Annotated in this window: 17 protein-coding genes; 5 read left to right on the top strand and 12 right to left on the bottom strand. The window is 70.5% G+C overall.

Going from position 1 to position 17,688, the window contains the following annotated elements:
- Window positions 1–78 precede the first annotated feature (78 nt).
- The 4 genes from gcvT to EAO71_RS23215 all read left to right on the top strand — a co-directional run bounded on the left by gcvT (window position 79) and on the right by EAO71_RS23215 (window position 4,509).
- Window positions 79–1,203, top strand: a complete 1,125-nt coding sequence (gcvT, locus tag EAO71_RS23230) for a glycine cleavage system aminomethyltransferase GcvT (RefSeq protein ID WP_147979762.1) — start codon at window positions 79–81, stop codon at window positions 1,201–1,203.
- 100 nt (window positions 1,204–1,303) lie between these two features.
- A complete protein-coding gene (gene gcvH, locus EAO71_RS23225; RefSeq protein ID WP_147979761.1) occupies window positions 1,304–1,684 on the top strand; it encodes a glycine cleavage system protein GcvH in 381 nt (126 codons plus the stop codon).
- Window positions 1,685–1,705: 21 nt separating this feature from the next.
- Window positions 1,706–2,965 carry a serine hydroxymethyltransferase gene (glyA, locus tag EAO71_RS23220; protein WP_147979760.1) on the top strand — a complete coding sequence of 420 codons (1,260 nt, stop codon included), beginning with the start codon at window positions 1,706–1,708 and terminating at the stop codon, window positions 2,963–2,965.
- A gap of 158 nt (window positions 2,966–3,123) precedes the next feature.
- A complete protein-coding gene (locus EAO71_RS23215) occupies window positions 3,124–4,509 on the top strand; it encodes an L-serine ammonia-lyase (protein ID WP_147979759.1) in 1,386 nt (461 codons plus the stop codon).
- Window positions 4,510–4,645: 136 nt separating this feature from the next.
- Here EAO71_RS23215 and EAO71_RS23210 read toward each other — a convergent pair whose 3' ends face one another.
- From EAO71_RS23210 to EAO71_RS23170, 9 genes are all read right to left on the bottom strand, one after another.
- The gene (locus EAO71_RS23210; RefSeq protein ID WP_147979758.1) at window positions 4,646–5,059 is read right to left on the bottom strand and encodes a hypothetical protein; all 414 of its coding nucleotides are present in this window, start codon (window positions 5,057–5,059) and stop codon (window positions 4,646–4,648) included.
- Window positions 5,060–5,121: 62 nt separating this feature from the next.
- A complete protein-coding gene (locus EAO71_RS23205; protein WP_147979757.1) occupies window positions 5,122–5,526 on the bottom strand; it encodes an Imm50 family immunity protein in 405 nt (134 codons plus the stop codon).
- Between the two features lie 12 nt (window positions 5,527–5,538).
- Window positions 5,539–10,125 (bottom strand): putative T7SS-secreted protein, encoded by a 4,587-nt coding sequence (locus EAO71_RS23200; RefSeq protein ID WP_147980019.1) that lies wholly within the window; start codon window positions 10,123–10,125, stop codon window positions 5,539–5,541.
- Entirely contained in the window at window positions 10,125–10,772 is a 648-nt protein-coding gene (locus tag EAO71_RS23195) for a hypothetical protein (protein WP_147979756.1), read from the bottom strand. Before EAO71_RS23195 ends, EAO71_RS23200 begins: the two co-directional genes overlap by 1 nt.
- Window positions 10,769–11,308, bottom strand: a complete 540-nt coding sequence (locus EAO71_RS39080; RefSeq protein WP_261992303.1) for an SseB family protein — start codon at window positions 11,306–11,308, stop codon at window positions 10,769–10,771. The genes EAO71_RS23195 and EAO71_RS39080 overlap by 4 nt, the downstream gene beginning before the upstream one ends.
- A 217-nt stretch (window positions 11,309–11,525) precedes the next feature.
- Window positions 11,526–11,939 (bottom strand): RNHCP domain-containing protein, encoded by a 414-nt coding sequence (locus EAO71_RS23185; RefSeq protein WP_147979755.1) that lies wholly within the window; start codon window positions 11,937–11,939, stop codon window positions 11,526–11,528.
- Window positions 11,939–12,313: an RNHCP domain-containing protein gene (locus EAO71_RS23180; protein ID WP_147979754.1), complete on the bottom strand. Its 375-nt coding sequence runs from the start codon at window positions 12,311–12,313 to the stop codon at window positions 11,939–11,941. The genes EAO71_RS23185 and EAO71_RS23180 overlap by 1 nt, the downstream gene beginning before the upstream one ends.
- Before the next feature lie 228 nt (window positions 12,314–12,541).
- Window positions 12,542–13,456, bottom strand: a complete 915-nt coding sequence (locus EAO71_RS23175; protein WP_147979753.1) for a CopD family protein — start codon at window positions 13,454–13,456, stop codon at window positions 12,542–12,544.
- Between the two features lie 82 nt (window positions 13,457–13,538).
- On the bottom strand, window positions 13,539–13,754 hold the full coding sequence (locus EAO71_RS23170) for an EF-hand domain-containing protein (RefSeq protein ID WP_147979752.1): 216 nt from the start codon (window positions 13,752–13,754) through the stop codon (window positions 13,539–13,541).
- A gap of 94 nt (window positions 13,755–13,848) precedes the next feature.
- On the opposite strand from EAO71_RS23170, the gene EAO71_RS23165 reads away from it, so the two are divergent.
- The gene (locus EAO71_RS23165) at window positions 13,849–14,487 is read left to right on the top strand and encodes a GNAT family N-acetyltransferase (protein ID WP_147979751.1); all 639 of its coding nucleotides are present in this window, start codon (window positions 13,849–13,851) and stop codon (window positions 14,485–14,487) included.
- Between the two features lie 43 nt (window positions 14,488–14,530).
- On the opposite strand, the gene EAO71_RS23160 is transcribed toward EAO71_RS23165, so the two are convergent.
- The 3 genes from EAO71_RS23160 to EAO71_RS23150 all read right to left on the bottom strand — a co-directional run.
- Window positions 14,531–15,727: an aminotransferase-like domain-containing protein gene (locus EAO71_RS23160; protein ID WP_187282797.1), complete on the bottom strand. Its 1,197-nt coding sequence runs from the start codon at window positions 15,725–15,727 to the stop codon at window positions 14,531–14,533.
- Between the two features lie 156 nt (window positions 15,728–15,883).
- Window positions 15,884–17,074: a YncE family protein gene (locus tag EAO71_RS23155; protein WP_147979750.1), complete on the bottom strand. Its 1,191-nt coding sequence runs from the start codon at window positions 17,072–17,074 to the stop codon at window positions 15,884–15,886.
- Window positions 17,074–17,688, bottom strand: a 615-nt coding sequence (locus EAO71_RS23150; protein ID WP_147980016.1) for a polysaccharide deacetylase family protein, incomplete at its 5' end; no start/stop codon positions are given. The genes EAO71_RS23150 and EAO71_RS23155, both read right to left, overlap by 1 nt.

Here is a 17,688-nt window from a genome sequence, read left to right as displayed (position 1 = left end):
CCATGACAGATGGGGAGGATGTCCTCACCCGTCATGCATGTCGTGCCCTGCACGCCCCTGGGACTTGGGAGCCACCCCATGAGCAACGCCCCCCGCCTGACCGCCCTCGATGCCCTGCATCGTTCGCTGGGCGCGACCATGACCGACTTCGCCGGCTGGGACATGCCGCTGCGCTACGCCAGCGAGCGCGACGAGCACAACGCCGTCCGCACCAAGGCCGGTCTGTTCGACCTCTCCCACATGGGCGAGATCACGGTCACCGGTCCGCAGGCCGTCGAGCTGCTCGACCACGCGCTCGTCGGCAACATCTCGACCGTCGGCCTCGGCCGCGCCCGCTACACGATGATCTGCCAGGAGGACGGCGGCATCCTCGACGACCTGATCGTGTACCGGCTCCAGGAGCAGGAGTACATGGTCGTCGCGAACGCCTCCAACGCGCAGATCGTCCTCGACGCCCTCACCGAGCGCGCGGCCGGCTTCGACGCCGAGGTCCGCGACGACCGCGACGCGTACGCGCTGATCGCCGTGCAGGGCCCGGAGTCCCCCGGCATCCTGAAGTCCCTCACCGACGCCGACCTGGACGGCCTGAAGTACTACGCCGGCCTGCCGGGCACGGTCGCCGGGGTCCCCGCGCTGATCGCCCGTACCGGCTACACCGGCGAGGACGGCTTCGAGCTGTTCCTGAAGCCCGAGCACGCCGAGGGCGTGTGGAAGGCGCTGACCGAGGCGGGCGCCCCCGTCGGCCTGATCCCCTGCGGCCTGTCGTGCCGCGACACGCTGCGCCTGGAGGCGGGCATGCCGCTGTACGGGCACGAGCTGACCACCTCGCTGACCCCGTTCGACGCCGGTCTGGGCCGGGTCGTGAAGTTCGAGAAGACGACCAACGACGGCTCCTTCGTCGGCCGCAAGGCGCTGGAGGCCGCCGCCGAGCGCGCCGCCACCAACCCGCCGCGCAAGCTCGTCGGCCTGATCGCCGAGGGCCGCCGGGTCCCGCGCGCCGGCATGCAGGTCGTCGTCGACGGCCAGGTCGTCGGCGAGGTCACCTCCGGTGCCCCGTCCCCGACCCTCGGAAAGCCGATCGCCATGGCGTACGTGGACGCGGCGCACGCCGAGCCCGGCACGCAGGGTGTAGGTGTGGACATCCGCGGCACCCACGAGCCGTACGAGGTCGTCGCGCTGCCGTTCTACAAGCGCGAGAAGTGACGTTCCCCCGGGCCGCCGGCGCCCGGGTCCATCTCACTTCGCGTCTCATCTGGCAAGACCCACGTTCATCAGCACTCCCCCGATCCAGGAGAATCAGGTCATGAGCAACCCCCAGCAGCTGCGTTACACCAAGGAGCACGAGTGGCTGTCGGACGCCGAGGAGGGCGTCTCGACGGTCGGCATCACGGAGTTCGCGGCCAACGCGCTCGGTGACGTCGTCTACGCCCAGCTCCCCGAGGTCGGCGACACGGTCACCGCGGGCGAGACCTGCGGCGAGCTGGAGTCGACGAAGTCCGTCAGCGACCTGTACTCCCCGGTCACCGGCGAGGTCGTCGCCGCCAACCAGGACGTCGTGGACGACCCGTCCCTGGTGAACACCGCTCCGTTCGAGGGTGGCTGGCTGTTCAAGGTACGCGTCGCCGAGGAGCCGAAGGACCTGCTCTCCGCCGACGAGTACGCCGAGTTCTCCGCCGGGAACTGAGACCCCTTAGGGATCGATTTCATGTCGCTTCTGAACACCCCTCTCCACGAGCTGGACCCCGACGTCGCCGCCGCTGTCGACGCCGAGCTCCACCGCCAGCAGTCCACCCTCGAGATGATCGCCTCGGAGAACTTCGCTCCGGTCGCGGTCATGGAGGCCCAGGGCTCCGTCCTCACCAACAAGTACGCCGAGGGCTACCCGGGCCGCCGCTACTACGGCGGCTGCGAGCACGTCGACGTGGCCGAGCAGATCGCGATCGACCGGATCAAGGACCTGTTCGGCGCCGAGTACGCCAACGTCCAGCCGCACTCCGGCGCCTCCGCCAACCAGGCCGCCCTGTTCGCGATCGCCCAGCCCGGCGACACGATCCTCGGCCTGGACCTGGCGCACGGCGGCCACCTCACCCACGGCATGCGCCTGAACTTCTCCGGCAAGCAGTTCAACGTGGTCGCGTACCACGTGGACGAGGCCGGTCTGGTCGACATGGCCGAGGTCGAGCGCCTCGCCAAGGAGCACCGCCCCAAGGTGATCATCGCGGGCTGGTCCGCCTACCCGCGCCAGCTGGACTTCGCCGAGTTCCGCCGGATCGCCGACGAGGTCGAGGCGTACCTGTGGGTCGACATGGCCCACTTCGCCGGCCTCGTCGCGGCGGGTCTGCACCCGAACCCGGTCGAGTACGCGGACGTGGTGACCTCCACCACGCACAAGACGCTCGGCGGCCCGCGCGGCGGCATCATCCTGGCGAAGAAGGAGTTCGCCAAGAAGCTGAACTCCTCGGTCTTCCCCGGCTTCCAGGGCGGCCCGCTGGAGCACGTGATCGCGGCCAAGGCCGTCTCCTTCAAGATCGCGGCCTCGGAGGAGTTCAAGGAGCGCCAGCAGCGCACGCTGGACGGCGCCCGTATCCTGGCCGAGCGCCTGGTCCAGGACGACGTCACCGCGCACGGTGTCTCCGTCCTCTCCGGCGGCACGGACGTGCACCTGGTCCTGGTCGACCTGCGCAACTCCGAGCTGGACGGCCAGCAGGCCGAGGACCGTCTCCACGAGGTCGGCATCACGGTCAACCGGAACGCGATCCCGAACGACCCGCGTCCGCCGATGGTCACCTCGGGCCTGCGCATCGGCACGCCGGCGCTGGCGACCCGCGGTTTCGGCGACGAGGACTTCCGTGAGGTGGCGGACATCATCGCGGAGACCCTGAAGCCCGGCTTCGACGCCGAGGCGCTGAAGGCCCGGGTGACCGCGCTCGCGGACAAGCACCCGCTGTACCCCGGCCTGAAGTAGTTTCGTACCCTTTTGTTCGTACGAATCTCCGGGGCACCGCGCACACTGGACTGTGAGCGCGGTGCCCCGACCCGTGTGCCTCCCGCGCGCGATGTACCTGCTCTGTTCTGCACCACCCCGGCAGACAACGGCGTCTACCACCCACAAGGAGTCCCCCCGTGGCCATCTCGGTCTTCGACCTGTTCTCGATCGGCATCGGGCCGTCCAGCTCCCACACGGTGGGCCCGATGCGCGCCGCCCGGATGTTCGCGCGCCGCCTGAAGAACGAGGGCCTGCTCGCCCACACCGCCTCCATACGGGCCGAGCTGTACGGCTCGCTCGGAGCGACCGGCCACGGCCACGGCACCCCGAAGGCGGTCCTGCTGGGCCTCGAGGGCGACTCGCCGCGGACCGTCGACGTCGAGACGGCGGACGACCAGGTCGAGCGGATCAAGTCGAGCGGCCGGATCAACCTCCTCGGGGCGCACGAGATCCCCTTCGACTTCGACGAGGACCTGGTCCTGCACCGCCGCAAGGCGCTCCCGTACCACGCCAACGGCATGACGATCTTCGCCTACGACGCCGAGGGCGCGCCGGTCCTGGAGAAGACGTACTACTCCGTCGGCGGCGGCTTCGTGGTGGACGAGGACGCGGTCCAGGGCGAGAACCCGATCGTGCCGGACGACACCGTCCTGAAGTACCCCTTCCGCACCGGTGACGAGCTGCTGCGGCTGGCCAGGGAGACCGGCCTGTCGATCTCCGCGCTGATGCTGGAGAACGAGAAGGCCTGGCGCACCGAGGAGGAGATCCGGACGGGCCTCCTGGAGATCTGGCGGGTCATGCAGGCCTGCGTCTCGCGCGGCATGTCCCGCGAGGGCATCCTGCCCGGCGGCCTGAAGGTCCGCCGCCGCGCCGCGAACACGGCCCGCAAGCTCCGCTCCGAGGGCGACCCGGCGGCGCTCGCGATGGAGTGGATCACGCTCTACGCGATGGCCGTGAACGAGGAGAACGCGGCCGGCGGCCGGGTGGTCACCGCCCCGACGAACGGCGCGGCGGGCATCATCCCGGCGGTGCTGCACTACTACATCAACTTCGCGGCCCGCGGCTCCTCCCAGGAGGAGAAGGACGACGACGTGGTCCGCTTCCTGCTCGCGGCGGGCGCGGTCGGCATGCTGTTCAAGGAGAACGCCTCGATCTCCGGCGCCGAGGTCGGCTGCCAGGGCGAGGTCGGCTCGGCCTGCTCGATGGCGGCCGGCGCGCTCGCCGAGGTACTGGGCGGCTCCCCCGAGCAGGTGGAGAACGCGGCCGAGATCGGCATGGAGCACAACCTGGGCCTGACCTGCGACCCGGTCGGCGGCCTGGTCCAGATCCCGTGCATCGAGCGCAACGGCATGGCGGCGGTCAAGGCCGTCACGGCGGCCCGCATGGCGCTGCGGGGCGACGGCAACCACCTGGTCTCCCTGGACAAGGTCATCAAGACGATGAAGGAGACCGGCGCGGACATGTCGGTCAAGTACAAGGAGACGGCGCGCGGCGGCCTCGCGGTGAACATCATCGAGTGCTGAGGCGGTGGGCCCTGTGAGCAGGGTGTTTTCGCCTTGCTAGCCGAAGGGCCCGGAACCGTGAAGACGGTTCCGGGCCCTCGGGCGTTTCCCCCGCCCGCGCCGACGAGCGGCCCGCCCCGGCTCCGGTCACGACAGCTCAGTCCCGGTGCGAACTCTCCCGCGCAGCGGCGAGCTCGCCCAGGGTGCGCATGATTCCGTCGAGGTCCTCCAGGGCCCGAGCGCAGAACTCCTGGTCCCGGGCCGCCTCCGCCACGCGTTCGTCGAAGGCCGGCGACGCCGCCGGGTTCGGGCCGTCTCCCAGGATGCGCGCCGGGGCGAGGAGCCAGTTCCGTCGGGACGCTTCCACGCGCCAGTCCACCTGGGTCGGCGTCGTCCGGACGGCCTCCTCGACGGTCCGGAGCTTCTCGGGCCCCGGCCGGGCGAACCGCCAGCCGGCATAGGGCACGTGAAGGCGTCCGTGGTCCGGGTGAGGCCCCGCGCTGAGCTTGAACCACTCGAGGACCCCCAGACGGCTGAGGGTCTCGCCCGCCAGGTGGAAGCGAGTCGGCATGAGTCCGATGACCTTTCTCGTCGTCGCCCGGTCGTCGTAGCCCGCTGAGCCGCCTTTGCCCCTTACGCCGAACCGGCCGCTCCTGCCGTCCTGTAGCCGGAAATCTGTGCGATGTACACGACAGCAGCGGATGCCTGAAGCTGGACCGAATCAGAGCAGATCTCCACTGCCACCCCGTCTCCTCCGCTCAGGACGATGTCTACTACAGGGTCCGATGTGAATCCGGTCAGCGAAACAGTTCGTACGCCTGCAAGCGCCATCGTCACCTGGGCGGTGTCGAAACCCTGAACCGACCACTTCTTCGGCGGTGTCTCCGGATAGGACGGCATGTCGAAACGTAGCGTTAGCAGCGGGCCCTCTCTGCTGAAGTCGACTGCGTGGAGGGGCACGGCTGCGAGCTCTGGCGGGTGCCCACCGTAGATCGTCTCGATCCCCACAGGGTTGGTGAGAAATGAGGTCCAGCTCATCGTCGCTTCCCGTCAGTACTCGTAGTGCCGCGCTGTTCCGGGGACATGTCCGTTCCGGGGATTCTCGATGGGTCTCACATTGAGGTGCCTACCTTGATCCCCTACACCTCCTTCGCCGTAGTAGTGCCCTGCCGAGTGATCTTGGATGATCACGCGGCTGCCGTCCGCCCGAGTGTAGAGATATTCGCGGGTCATCACCGGTCGGCCGTCATCCGTCATGACCTGCTTTCCGTCGCGATTGGTCATGGGGACCTTGCGTAGTTCATCTGGCTGTTGGGACATCGGGATGCCCAGGTCGCGCTTCGCTTCCCGGAACGCCTCACGTCTGCTTTCTGAATAGTTGTGTGTGGGATCCGGAGGACATGGCCCGAGCCCCAGCGGGTCGCTCCACGTATGAGGGTTGTGGACGTACGTCACCGGGTTGTCCGCCGGAGCCAGGCCCAGAGGGTCCTGGGAGAGGTAGCGGGCCGATTCAGGGTCGTAGTAGCGGAAGTGGTTGTAGTGGAGACCCGATTCCAGGTCGAAGTACTGGCCCGGGAAGCGGATGGGGGTATAAGCCGTCGCATCGCGGGGCCACGTCGTCGTGCCCCAGAGAGTGGTTCGGGTGCACCACGCTACTTCGCCGGATTCGTCGACAAGTTCTGTCGGGGTGCCTATGAGGTCGGTGACGATGGCGAAGAATCGCTCGTCCGTGGAGTCCGTCCGGCGTTCCGTCTGAGCCAGGGGGCGCAATCCAGCGTGGTCCCAGGTGAGGACGACGTCGTCCGTCGCCTGTTCGCAGAGGGTCGTGCCGTCCCAGGTGAAGTGAACCGTCTCACGACCGGATCGCTTGGATATTCGGCGGCCCAGGGGGTCGTACCCGTACCGCCACAGCGTGCCGTCAGGTGTGGTCACCGCGGTGAGACGGTCCTCCGCGTCCCACTCGTAGCGCCAGGTGTCCGGTTTCCTGGAGAGACGGGTCTTCTGGCGCACGACGATCCGACCCTGGCCGTCGTGTTCGTAGCGGACGGAACCCGCGGTGGCGATGCGAGTGCCCTGGTACGCGCGTGCGCCCGTAGCGGAGTGGGACGGGTGCGTGGCCGGCCACGAGGCCTCCGTCTGGTTGCCGGCGTCGTCGTAGGCATACTGCTCCGACCAGCCCCGCGCATGAACGGCAGTGACGCGACCGGCCGAGTCCAGGTCGAAGCTGCGGGCACCGGACAGTGCGTCGGTGATGCCGACCAGTCCGCCGTCCGCCCGGTAGGCGTAGGCACGGTGCTGCAGACTGCGCCCCGAATGGCCTGTGACCTCCTGAGCGGTGAGGCGGCCCATCACGTCGAACGACGAGGTCAGGACGGCGAAATCGGCGATGCGACGGGTGGTTTCACGGCCGAGTACGTCATGTGTGAAGGCCAACGTCCGACCCGAGGACGTCAGCTCCGCACTGCGGCCTGCCGCGTCGTACGACCACGTGCTCGTCGAACCGCCGGGAGTCGTCCGTCCCGTTCGCCGTCCCACGGCGTCGTATGAGAACGAGAGCTTCCGGCCGTTGACGGTCTCGGAGACGAGGAGGCCGTAGCGGTCCCTGAGGCGCTCCAGCGTTGCGTCCGGCCCGGTCGCCGACGCCAGTTGGTCGAAGATGTCGTACTCGTAGGCGCTGACCGCCCCTTCGGCGTCCTTGCGGACGATCCGCCCGAGGCTGTCGCGGTCGAACCGGATCGTCTGCCCGAGACCGTTCACCCGTGCAGTCAGACGGCCTGCCGCGTCGTAGCGGTAGCTCAGTGCTCGGCCGTCGAAGTCCGTCTCCGTGGCCAGCCGGCCCGCCGCGTCGTAGGCGTAGTCCCACGTCAGGCCCTGCGGATTGGTCACCCGCGTCAACCGCAGGTTCGCGTCGTGGGAGAACTCGTAGCGGACGCCGTCCGGGTCTGTGCGGGAAGTCAGCAGGTCGAAGTCGGTGTACGTGAAGCGAGTCGTGGCTCCCATCGCGTCCGTGTGGCTGAGGCAGTTGCCCTCACCGTCGTACGTCCAGGACTCCACCGTGCCGTCGGGCACCGTCCGGCGGGACGGTCGGCCCTCGACCGTCCACTCCATCCGGGTCACCGCGCCGAGTGCGTCCGTGACCTGAACCGTGCGACCAAAGGCGTCGTACGCGTAGCGGGTAGTGGCGCCCAGGGGATCGGTGACCTCGACAGGAAGGCCCCTGTTGTCCAGGACCAGCCGGGTGGTGGCGCCGAGTGGGTCCGTCACTGAGGTGAGCCGGCCCCCCTCGTCGTACGCGAACGCCGTGGTTGCCCCGGAGGGGTCGGTCACCGAGGTGCGGTTGCCGCGATCGTCGAAGGTCTGGCGCGTGATGTTGCCGTCCGTGCCGACGATGCGGGTCGGCATCCCGTTGACGTCGTACCCGACTTCGGTCTGGCGGCTGTCCGGCCGCACCACCAAGAGCAGGCGTCCGTCCTGGTCGTAGGTGGTACGGCTGACGTGATCCAGCGGGTCCGTGCGGGACAGCAGGCGGTTGTGGCGGTCGTACTCGAAGCGGGTGACCGCGCCCAGTGCGTCGATCTCGGCGACGACCTGTGCGCGGTCGTTGATCAGATGCCGCTCGGTGTGGCCCATGCCGTCGGTGAAGGTGGTCAGGCGGAGTCCGGTCGCCGGATCGACCTCGTCCCAGGTGAAGGTGGCCGCGAGATGTCCGTTGGTGCCCGACTGGTAGGTGCAGCGGTCCTGGTCGTCGTAGACGTAGTCGTAGCGGCTGTCGTTGGTGTCGGTCCACGAGGCGATGCGGCCGTGCTCGTCGCAGTCGAAGCGCAGGGGTCGGCCGCAGGAGTTGGTGACCTCGGTCAGGTGGCCGCCGGTGTAGCCGTAGCGCAGGATCTCCTGGTCGGATCCGTCCGCCGCCGCCCCCGCGAGGTGGAGGGCCACCACTCGGCCTTCGGTCGTGGTGAGCTTCAGGTGGTAGCCACCGTGGTGGACGATCGAGGTCGGGGCACCTGCCTCGTCGTACTCGAACGCGATCCAACGGCCGTTGCGGTCGTCGATCTGTGCGAGGAGAGCGAGTTCGCCGCTGTGATCGACGAAGTGCCGGACCCTTCCTGTGCCGGGGTCGGTGATGGTGTAGCCGTCCTCGACCCGGTCCAGCGGCCACTGCCGGCCATGGGTGGGCATCACCGGGACGCCAGGGGCCGGGTGTGGATAGGCGAGCAGGCTGCCCTCGTCGCAGCTGAAGATCACACCCTCTGAATCGATCTCCAACCGCTGATCGACCGTCGACGACCACGCCGGGCCGAACCAGCGCCCCGAGCGGCGCGAGGAGTCGAAGGTGCGCCGGAACACGAGCGGCAGTGCGCCAGGCAGGGTGATGTCCGTCTGAGGCAGCAGCATGCGGCCCGTCGCGATGTCGATCGGGTCGTTCTTACACGCCGTTTCACCACATGTCTTGCCGTTGCTGTCGGGGTTCTTCTCGTGATCCCCACGGCTGCCACCAGGCTTCTTCGAGGGCAGGTCGTCCACGTGCTTGAGGCGGGTCAGTGTCTTCAGACCGCCGGCGCCCTTCGTTCCGAGCACCTCAGGCACCAGGCGGCCGAGGAACTCCGACGGGTCGCCCTTCGCCGCGTCCCAGGCGTTCTTGATCGCCCGGTCCGGGTTGGCCGCGGTGGAGACCAGACCGGCGAGCGTCATATTGACGCCCTTGTAGTACTCCGCCGGGTGAGTCAGGTTGTACGGGTCGACCGGGTTCACCGAGCGGACGAAGTTGACCAGCCCCGCCGTTCCCTTGACGACACCGCCGCCGAAGTGAGCCAGCTCGATGCCCTGGCCCAAGCCGTAGTCCATCAGCTCGAGCTTGGCCTTCTCGACCCCGGTCGGTTCCTTCGGGGCGTGGGCCAGGGCGGCGCCGACCGCGGCCTTGGCGGTCTCGCCGGCCTCGTTCCGCGCTCGTCGGGCGTCGTTCAGGATTTCTCGGGCGCGCGCACGCTTGGACGTGCCGGGGTCGGAGAAGTCTCCGGGGTGGGGCAGTGGCCTGTCCCCGTTTCGGGCCGCGTTGTAGGCATCGACCTTCTTGTTGTAGGTGTCGACCGCAGCCTTGGAGTCCTTGTCGCCCTCCTGGTACAGAGCGATGGCCTCACGCGCCTTGTCCTGCGCGCCGACGACCGCCTTCGAGTAGGTCTCCAAGGCCTTGGCCGCGTTCTCCATGGCGTCCGCCGCGTGCAGCCAGTCGGTCGGCAGCGTCTGGAACTTCTCCCGGAAGGCGTCTGCCGCCTCACCCTTCCAGTGACCGGAGTCCAGCTTCCTCATGCCGCCGCCGACCAGGTCGAACGCCTTCTGAAAGTCGCGGAGGTTCTTGACCGCGGCGGCAATCTTGTCCGGCTTGCCGTGGATCAGCTCGTCGGCTTCCTCGGTCTGTCCGAGCTGCTGCTCCCCCACGTCGGCGCCCAGCGAGGACGCCGCCTCGTCACCCCAGTCCTCGACCGCGTCCGCCCAGTCGTGCGCACCGACCTTGTCCAGTGCCTCGCCGGTCTTGTCGGTCACATAGTCGACACCCTCACCGACGAGCTCCTTCCCCTTGTCGATGCCCCGGTCGACGCCGTCGACTATCTTGTCGCCCCATCCCCGCCAGTCCACCATCAGCGTGTGTCCCCCCACCGCGGCTGCTCGGCCTGCTCGATCGTCGCCTGGTCGGGATCGAGCGTGTCCTTGAGCTTCTCGTCCATCCCGTCACGCAACTTCGGGTCGATCACACCCGAGCGCTCCATCGAGTCGAGCATCGAGTCCTCGACGTCGTAGGCCGTGTTCTTCCAGTTCTGCTTCACCTCGCCGTGGGCCTCGGAGAGCGACTCGCCACTCCAGTCGGCGCCATCCCACGTGTGCTGGTCGCGGATCGTGTCCCAGCGCATCCCCTTGACCTCGTCCTCGGACAGGTGAGGGTTCCCGTTCAGGGAGTTCACCCCGATCTTGAACGAGTCCTTGATGTACTGCTCCTGCTCCGCGAACGAGCCCGCCGACAGGCCCACTCCCTGCGCAAAACCGTTTCCCCGCTGAGTCAGCGCGCGTACACCCCACTCCCAGCGGTTGCAGAACGTCTCGAACTCCGACGTCAGCCCGCCGTGCCCCAACTCAAGACCTGACAGAGCCAGATCCGAGAAACCCCGCCCCGTCGACGCCTCGCCGGTCATCCCGAGCTCCTTCAGCTCGGAATGCGCCAGGTCGATACCCTTCGCGATCTCCGCCAACGCCGCTGCCGGCGCCGCGAGATCGGGCTGGTCTCCGCTCACTGTGTCCCCCCGAGATCCACCGCCACGCCAGCCGGGACGATGCCCGCCACCGGCGGAAACACCATCCCGTCCGCACTGCCCGCATCCAGCGCGACACCGCCCGGCCCGGGCAGCATCGGGACCATCACGTCAAGAAGCCGCGCACCCAGGACCGTCCGGTACGTCCACTCCCGCCCGGCCTCGCCCCGCGCGACCGCGAACCGCGCAAGGGCCTCCCCGTCCGAGAAGGCGCAGATCCACCGGACACCGTTGAACTCCGCGGTCCACAGACTCCCGTGCTCGTCGAACGGCACCAGCACAGCGGTACGGCGAAATTCGCCGAGCAACTGCGCAAACTCTCGCCGCGCACGGGGTGTTCCATCTGCCGGACTCGTGTCCGACGCGTTCGGTGCCGTTGTCACCGGAACCGCCGGACTCGGCTCCGAACTCGGCTCCAGGCGCGTATCCGAGGCAGTGGCTGGATCCGTCGCAACCGCCAGATCAACCAGCCGTGCGATGCGTCGAGGCTTGGATATGTCCTCCCCGTTGTCTGTCACTTGGGTCATGCTGTCACGCGATGATTCCCGGGAGCAACGTAGAACTTCGACGTCGAGCGGCGCCTGGTCGGCGGAATTGCATCAGGCCGAGACACGTGCGCCGCGGCTGCCGACAGCCCACCTCGGGGGCGTGCCGGGCGCCTGCCCCGCGCGCCCGGAGGGCAGGGCCCCCCATCCTCCGGGCGCCCCGGAGAAGGGCGCGCCCGGAGGATGGGGCCTACAGCGTGAGCAGTGCCTCCCGGATCGGGGGGCCGAGGTCCGTCAGGGGGCGGACCGCGAGGCGGCGCAGGGCGAGGGGGTTGTCGTCGCCCGCGATGCGGTTCGCGCTCAGTTCGCCGCAGGACAGGCAGTGGTGGATGATCATCCACTCGCCGTCCGTCCGGACGGACATGCTCAGAGGCGCCATCCGCCCCCGGCACTCCGCCGCCCGGTCGCCCGGTATCCGCCGGTCGACGTGGAGGCTGGTGAGACAGTGCGGACAGTGGTTGCGGTGGGCCGTGCCCGGCGCGGCCAGCGGGACGTCGAGCCGGCAGCCGACGCAGCGGAAGGCGTCGCCGGGCACGCCTCCCCGGCCGTGCAGGACGTCCTTGCGTCGCTGGGGACGGCGTGCGGAGCCCGTACGGCGCGCCATCACAGCTCCCCGAAGACTTCGAGGGGGAACGGCGGCTGGGCCAGCGGCCGGACGGCCATGCGCATCAGGATGAGCTGGTTGTCGTCCGGGCAGACCGGGCTGGAGGTCAGTTCGTCGCAGCGGGTGCAGCGGTGGATGACCATCCAGTCGCCCGTTCTCAGCACGGCGATGGAGATCGGCGACATCCGCGACCGGCAGTCGGAGGGGCCGCCCTCGACGTGGTCCTGGACGTGCTGGGAGTGCAGACAGCTCGGGCAGTGGTTGCGGGGGACGCCGTCCGGGCCCAGGGCGGCGACGGTCAGGCCGCAGCGTACGCAGGCGAAGGTGGCGGTCCGCAGAATGTTCGGGGGATTGTTCGAGGGAAGGGATGACACTCGGGGTGACTCCTGGCTGAAGGCGTGACGCGTGGACAGCAGGAGGAGGCCGAGCGGGTCCTCGGGGACGAGGTCAGCGGCGAGGAGCGCTCGGCTCGATCCGGGTCATAGATCACTCTTTCGGGGCCGACGGGCCCAGGTCGGTACGGCAGCGGTCGGGACGGCGCGACGGTACCGGGGCGGGCGCGGCCGGGGCCACCGGTTTTCGGACGGGCCCCGGCCCGGGGGTCACGCCGGGCTGAGCCAGTGCGGGTCCGGCACCACCGTGAGGACGGCGGAGACGAGCACGACGGCGGCGAGCACGCCGAGTTCGGTCCGGGCCGGTGCCTGCGCGTTCCCGCCGCGCAGCATCCGGCGCCGTGCCGCCAGCGCGAGCAGACCGGCCAGCCCGACCAGACCGAGCTTGACCAGCAGCACCCTGCCGTACGCCGTGCCCAGGACGAGGTCCGGCGGGAGGCGGCGCAGGGCCGAGCAGGTGCCGGTGACCACGAGCGCGGCGCAGAGCCAGGCCGCCGTGCGGGCGTAGCGGGCGAGGACGGCGCGCCCGCCACGGCCGCGCAGCCGCATGGTCCGCAGCACGTGCAGCAGGGCGCCGCACCAGAGCGAGGCGGCGGTCAGGTGCACCACGGTGAGGGTGGCGCCGATCGCCGGGCCGGCCGACTCGGGGTGGGCGCGCAGCGCCTCGGCGAGGACGGCGGCGGCGAGTGGGCCGAGCGCGAGGGCGGGGCGGCGGCCGGCGGCGCAGAGGGCGGCGAGGACGAAGGCGTTGGCCGTGACGAGCAGCAGCCGTCCTTCGCGCATGCCGTACACGGTGGTGAGGCCGAGGCCGCTGACGGCGGCGAACAGCAGCAGGAGGCCGGTCGTGGCGGCGGCGCCGAGCAGGGCGGCCGCCGGGGACCAGCGGCGCGGCAGGGGGCCGTCGCCGGCGATCCGGGCGCCGGCGAGTTCGCCGAGGTGGATCGCGAACGCGGCGAGGACGAACAGCCTCAGGAGGGTGGTGGTGCCCGCCGCGGGGATGCGGAGCTCGCCGGTGCCCGCCTGCGCCAGGGCGGCGCCGAGGACGGCGAGCGCGAGCCCGGCGAGCGCGGCGAGCGTCGCCGCGGCCAGGCGGGCCGGGGTGACCACGGGTCCGGGGGGCGTCACCGGACGATCGTCACCGGGGGCCGGACGGGCGGCAACTCAACGGCGTACGCACGTGGAGCGGCGCCCGTCCTCGCCCGGCGGCTCAGGCCTTGTTGAGGTGCGCCCAGAACTCGTCCCAGGACAGCTTTCCGTCGCCGTTGGTGTCGCGCTGGTTGATGAGGGCCTCGGCGACCGTCTCGGTGACGTGGAAGTCACCCAGCTGCGCCATGACGCTCTTGTACTCCGTGGCGGTGATGAGGCCGTCCCCGTCCACGTCGAACCGCTCGAATGCCTTGCGTGCCGACTCGATGTCCGCCACTGTTTCCGCCCCTTCTCGGTGCTTCTCTGACGGGGGTCAGATTAACCGGCCGCCGGGCGGCCCCCGCCCTCGCCCCATGGCGGATCATGGAGGCATGAGCAGCGACGTGGCAGACGTACTGGCCGACGCGGCGCGCGGGGTGTTCCCGGCGCCGGACGGGTCGACGACCGTGGTCCCGCCACCCAGCCGGCGGGACGCCGGGGTCCTCGCCTTCACCGCTCATTCCGTGGTCTTCACGGACGAGGACCCGGAGTGGGTGCGGGCGGAGCTCGCGGCGACCCCGGGGGATCCGCTGGCCGCCTCGATGAACCCGCGGTTCCTGGCCGCGCTGCTCACGCGCACGGGCCGGCACATGAACACCATCGACCTGCTGACGGTCGCCGACGCCCTTCCCGGCGCACCGGGGCTGCCGCTGCGGGCGATCGAGGACCCGGACCATCCCCGGGTGGTGCGGGCGAGGAAGTACCGGGACGACGTCCGGGTGTGGGCGGCGGACGGCGGGGTCCTGATCCTGGGCCGTGGCGTGGCCGGCCGCTGGGAGGCGGCGATCGAGGTCGACGAGGAGGTCCGTCACCGCGGCCTGGGTCGCGCCCTGGCGCGGGCGGCCCGGCATCTGACGCCGGACGCGGTGGTGTGGGCCCAGCAGTCGCCGGGGAACGCCCGCAGCGTCCGGGCGTTCCAGGCGGCGGGCTATCGTCCGGTGGCCTCGGAGGCGTTGCTGATCGCCGGCTGAGGCCCGGCGTCCGCCGCCGGGCCCGACGGTCGAGGTCGCGGTGTCAGGCGAACGCCTTCGCGAGGCGGCGCAGGCCCTCGCGGATCTCGTCGGGCGCGTGCGTGGTGAAGGACAGCCGCAGGGCGCCGTGGTCGGGGGTGCCGGCGAAGAACGGGGCGCCGGGGACGTACGCCACCTCGTGGGCGACCGCGGCGGCGAGGAGGGCGGTGGCGTCGTGGCCTTCGGGCAGCGTGGCCCAGACGAACATCCCGCCGTCCGGGCGGTTCCAGCGGCTGCCCGCGGGGAGTGCCTGTGCCAGCCCGTCGAGCAGGGCGTCGCGGCGCTCGCGGTAGGCGGCGCACATGCCGCGGACGTGGGCGTCGAGGTCGCTGTCGCGCAGGTAGCGTGCCGCGGCCGCCTGGTCGACGGTCGAGGTGTGGAGGTCGGCCGCCTGCTTGGCGATGACACAGGCGCGGCGCAGTCCGGCGGGCGCGCGGAGGTGGCCGAGGCGCAGGCCGGGGGCCATGACCTTGGAGAAGGAGCCGAGGAGGACGGTGCGGTCGGCGGCCGCCGGGGACGCGGCGATCCACGGCATCGGGGTTCCGTCGAAGCGGAGTTCGCCGTACGGGTCGTCCTCCACGATCCAGAAGCCGTGGCGTGCGGCGGCCTCGGCGACGGCGGTGCGGCGCGTCGCCGGGAGGGTGCGGCCGGTGGGGTTCTGGAAGGTGGGGACGAGGTAGAGCAGCTTGACGCGTTCGCGGGCGGCGATCTCGTCGAGGGCCTCCGGGATGACGCCCTCGTCGTCGGTGGGGACGGGGACGACCCGGGCGCCGGCGAAGGCGAAGGTCTGGAGCGCGGCCAGGTAGCAGGGGTCCTCGACCAGGACCACGTCGCCGGGTTCCAGCACGGCGGTGGAGACCAGGGTGAGCGCCTGCTGGGAGCCGGTGGTGACCAGCAGGTCGTCGGCTTCGGTGGGCAGGCCGCGGGAGGTCAGCCGGCCGGCGATCGCGGTCCGCAGTTCCGGGTCGCCCTCGGTGGTGGAGTACTGCAGGGCCCGCTGCGGCTCGTCCTCGAGGACGGCGTCGTAGGCGGCCCGGATCCCGGCGATGTCGAAGAGTTCGGGGGCGGGCAGGCCGCCGGCGAACGAGATCACTTCGGGGCGTGAGGTGAGCGCCAGGATCTCGCGTACCGGCGAGGAGGCGACACCGGCGAGCCGGGAGGCGGTCGCGGGCACGGGCGCGGCGGAGGCTGCGGGGACCATGGCCGCAAGCATATAGACCGTCGAGAGGCTGTCCAGATCATGCGATTCGCCTGCTCGGGGCCGGAGTTGTCGTCGCTCCGGATGCCGTCGGTGCCCGCCGCGGGAGGGCGGCCCGGTGGGTCCGGGGCCGCCCTCGCCGCCGCTCCGGTTGCCGTCTCAGCGGAAGACGCCGGTGTGCCCCAGGGAGTAGCGGCCCGGCTGGGGGTAGACGGCCAGGCCGTGGGGGCCGCTGCCGACCGGGATGCGGGCCAGCTGCTTTCCGGTGCGGGTGTCGATCGCGTAGACCTCGGAGTCGTAACGGCCCGACAGCCAGAGCACCTTGCCGTCCGCGGAGACTCCGCCCATGTCCGGGGATCCGCCGTCCGGCAGCCACCACTTCTTGGTCAGCTTGTTCTGATTGAAGTCGAAGACGGAGACGGAGCCCTCACCGCGGTTGGGCACGTACATCTCCTTGGAGTCGCGGGAGACGTAGAGGCCGTGGGCGCCCTTGCCGGTGGGGAGGAGGGTCGGCTGCGTGAAGGCGTCGCCGTCCAGGACCCACATGCCGTGGGCCATCATGTCGGCGATGTAGAACGTCCTGCCGTCCGGGGAGATCTTCACGTCCTGGGGCATCGCGCCCTGGAAGGGCAGCTTCTGCTGTCCGATGACCTCCATCTTCTCCGTGTCGACCTTCAGCAGTTCGCCGGAGAACTCGCAGGAGACGACGAAGTACCGTCCGTCGGCGGAGAAGTCGGCGTGGTTGACGCCGTAACAGGAGACCGGGACGGTCTTCCTCGTCTCCATCGTGTGCGGGTCGCGGAAGACCAGTTCGCGGTCGAGCGATGCCATGACGACGGCGTACCGGCCGTTGGGCGTGAAGTACAGGTTGTACGGGTCGTGGACCTCGACCGGCTTGCCGGCGACACCGGTGGCCGGGTCGATCGGGGTGAGGGTGTGGCCCCGGTTGTTGTTGACCCAGAGGGTCTTCAGGTCCCAGGAGGGGACGACGTGCTGCGGCTGCACGCCGACGGGGATCGTCTCGACGACCTTGTAGGTCGCCGGGTCGATGACGGAGACCGTGTTGGAGTTGGTGTTGGGCACGTAGATCCGGCTGGGGAAGCCCTTGACCACCGGCGAGAGCCGGTTCGGCCGGTCCGCGGCGTACACGTCCTGGGTGTCGAGGACGGGCGGCATGCCCGGGAGTCCGGCCGGGACGGTCTTCTTCGGTGCGGCCGGGGGTGGGGCGGCCTCCTTGCGGGGCCCGCCGTGGGCTTCCTCCGTCGTCCGGCCGGAGGTGCCGCAGCCGGCGAGCGCGGCCAGCAGGGCGGCGGCGAGGAGGCACGTCGTTCGTGTGGTGAGAGGCGGCATCAGGTCAGCAGCTCCGTGGTCGTCACCGCACGCAGGCCGCGGCGGTCGAGGTCGGCGAGGAGTCCCGGCAGCGCGGCGACGGTGTCCGCGTAGCCGAAGTGGAGGCTCACCACGGATCCGTTGCGGATCCGCCCGGCGACCTGCGCGACGACGGCGGCACCGGGCGAGGTGAAGTCGAGGGAGTCGACGTCGTACGACAGGACGTGCGGGTACCCGGCCCGGCGGGCGGCCCGCAGGACGGCCGGGGCGGCGTGCCGGGTGCGTGAGGGGCGGAACCAGGTGCCGACGGAGCCGGTGAGCCGGCGCAGCCGCTCGGCGCAGGCGGCGATCTCGCCGTACGCCTGCTGTTCGGTCATCGCGTTGACGTCGAGGTGGCGCTGGGTGTGGTTGCCGAGGTCGTGGCCGCCGTCGAGGATCCGCCGGGCCATGCCGGGGTGCCGGTCGAGCCATTCGCCGACGGCGAGGACGGTGACGCGGGCGCCGGCCCTCTCCGCCTCGGCGAGCAGGGAGCGCGCGATGGCGGGGTCGCCCTGCCCGTGGAACGTGAGGGCGACCCGGGGCCGGTCGCGGGGGCCGGTGGCGATCTCGGCGGGCAGCCCGGGGAAGCGGCGGGG

The sequence above is a fragment of the Streptomyces sp. MS191 genome (assembly GCF_008042125.1).
Classification (GTDB): domain Bacteria; phylum Actinomycetota; class Actinomycetes; order Streptomycetales; family Streptomycetaceae; genus Streptomyces.
Note: the sequence above shows the minus strand (reverse complement) of the source record. Positions and strands in the feature narration are given on the sequence as shown.

Excerpts from the sequence above, each read along its gene's own strand:
- EAO71_RS23210 (WP_147979758.1), bottom strand. The coding sequence starts at position 5,059 with ATGCCGACTCGCTTCCACCTGGCGGGCGAGACCCTCAGCCGTCTGGGG.
- EAO71_RS23185 (WP_147979755.1), bottom strand. The coding sequence starts at position 11,939 with ATGGCGCGCCGTACGGGCTCCGCACGCCGTCCCCAGCGACGCAAGGAC.
- gcvH (WP_147979761.1), top strand. The coding sequence starts at position 1,304 with ATGAGCAACCCCCAGCAGCTGCGTTACACCAAGGAGCACGAGTGGCTG.
- EAO71_RS23160 (WP_187282797.1), bottom strand. The coding sequence starts at position 15,727 with ATGGTCCCCGCAGCCTCCGCCGCGCCCGTGCCCGCGACCGCCTCCCGG.
- EAO71_RS23200 (WP_147980019.1), bottom strand. The coding sequence starts at position 10,125 with ATGGTGGACTGGCGGGGATGGGGCGACAAGATAGTCGACGGCGTCGAC.
- glyA (WP_147979760.1), top strand. The coding sequence starts at position 1,706 with ATGTCGCTTCTGAACACCCCTCTCCACGAGCTGGACCCCGACGTCGCC.
- EAO71_RS23205 (WP_147979757.1), bottom strand. The coding sequence starts at position 5,526 with ATGAGCTGGACCTCATTTCTCACCAACCCTGTGGGGATCGAGACGATC.
- gcvT (WP_147979762.1), top strand. The coding sequence starts at position 79 with ATGAGCAACGCCCCCCGCCTGACCGCCCTCGATGCCCTGCATCGTTCG.
- EAO71_RS23165 (WP_147979751.1), top strand. The coding sequence starts at position 13,849 with ATGAGCAGCGACGTGGCAGACGTACTGGCCGACGCGGCGCGCGGGGTG.
- EAO71_RS23155 (WP_147979750.1), bottom strand. The coding sequence starts at position 17,074 with ATGCCGCCTCTCACCACACGAACGACGTGCCTCCTCGCCGCCGCCCTG.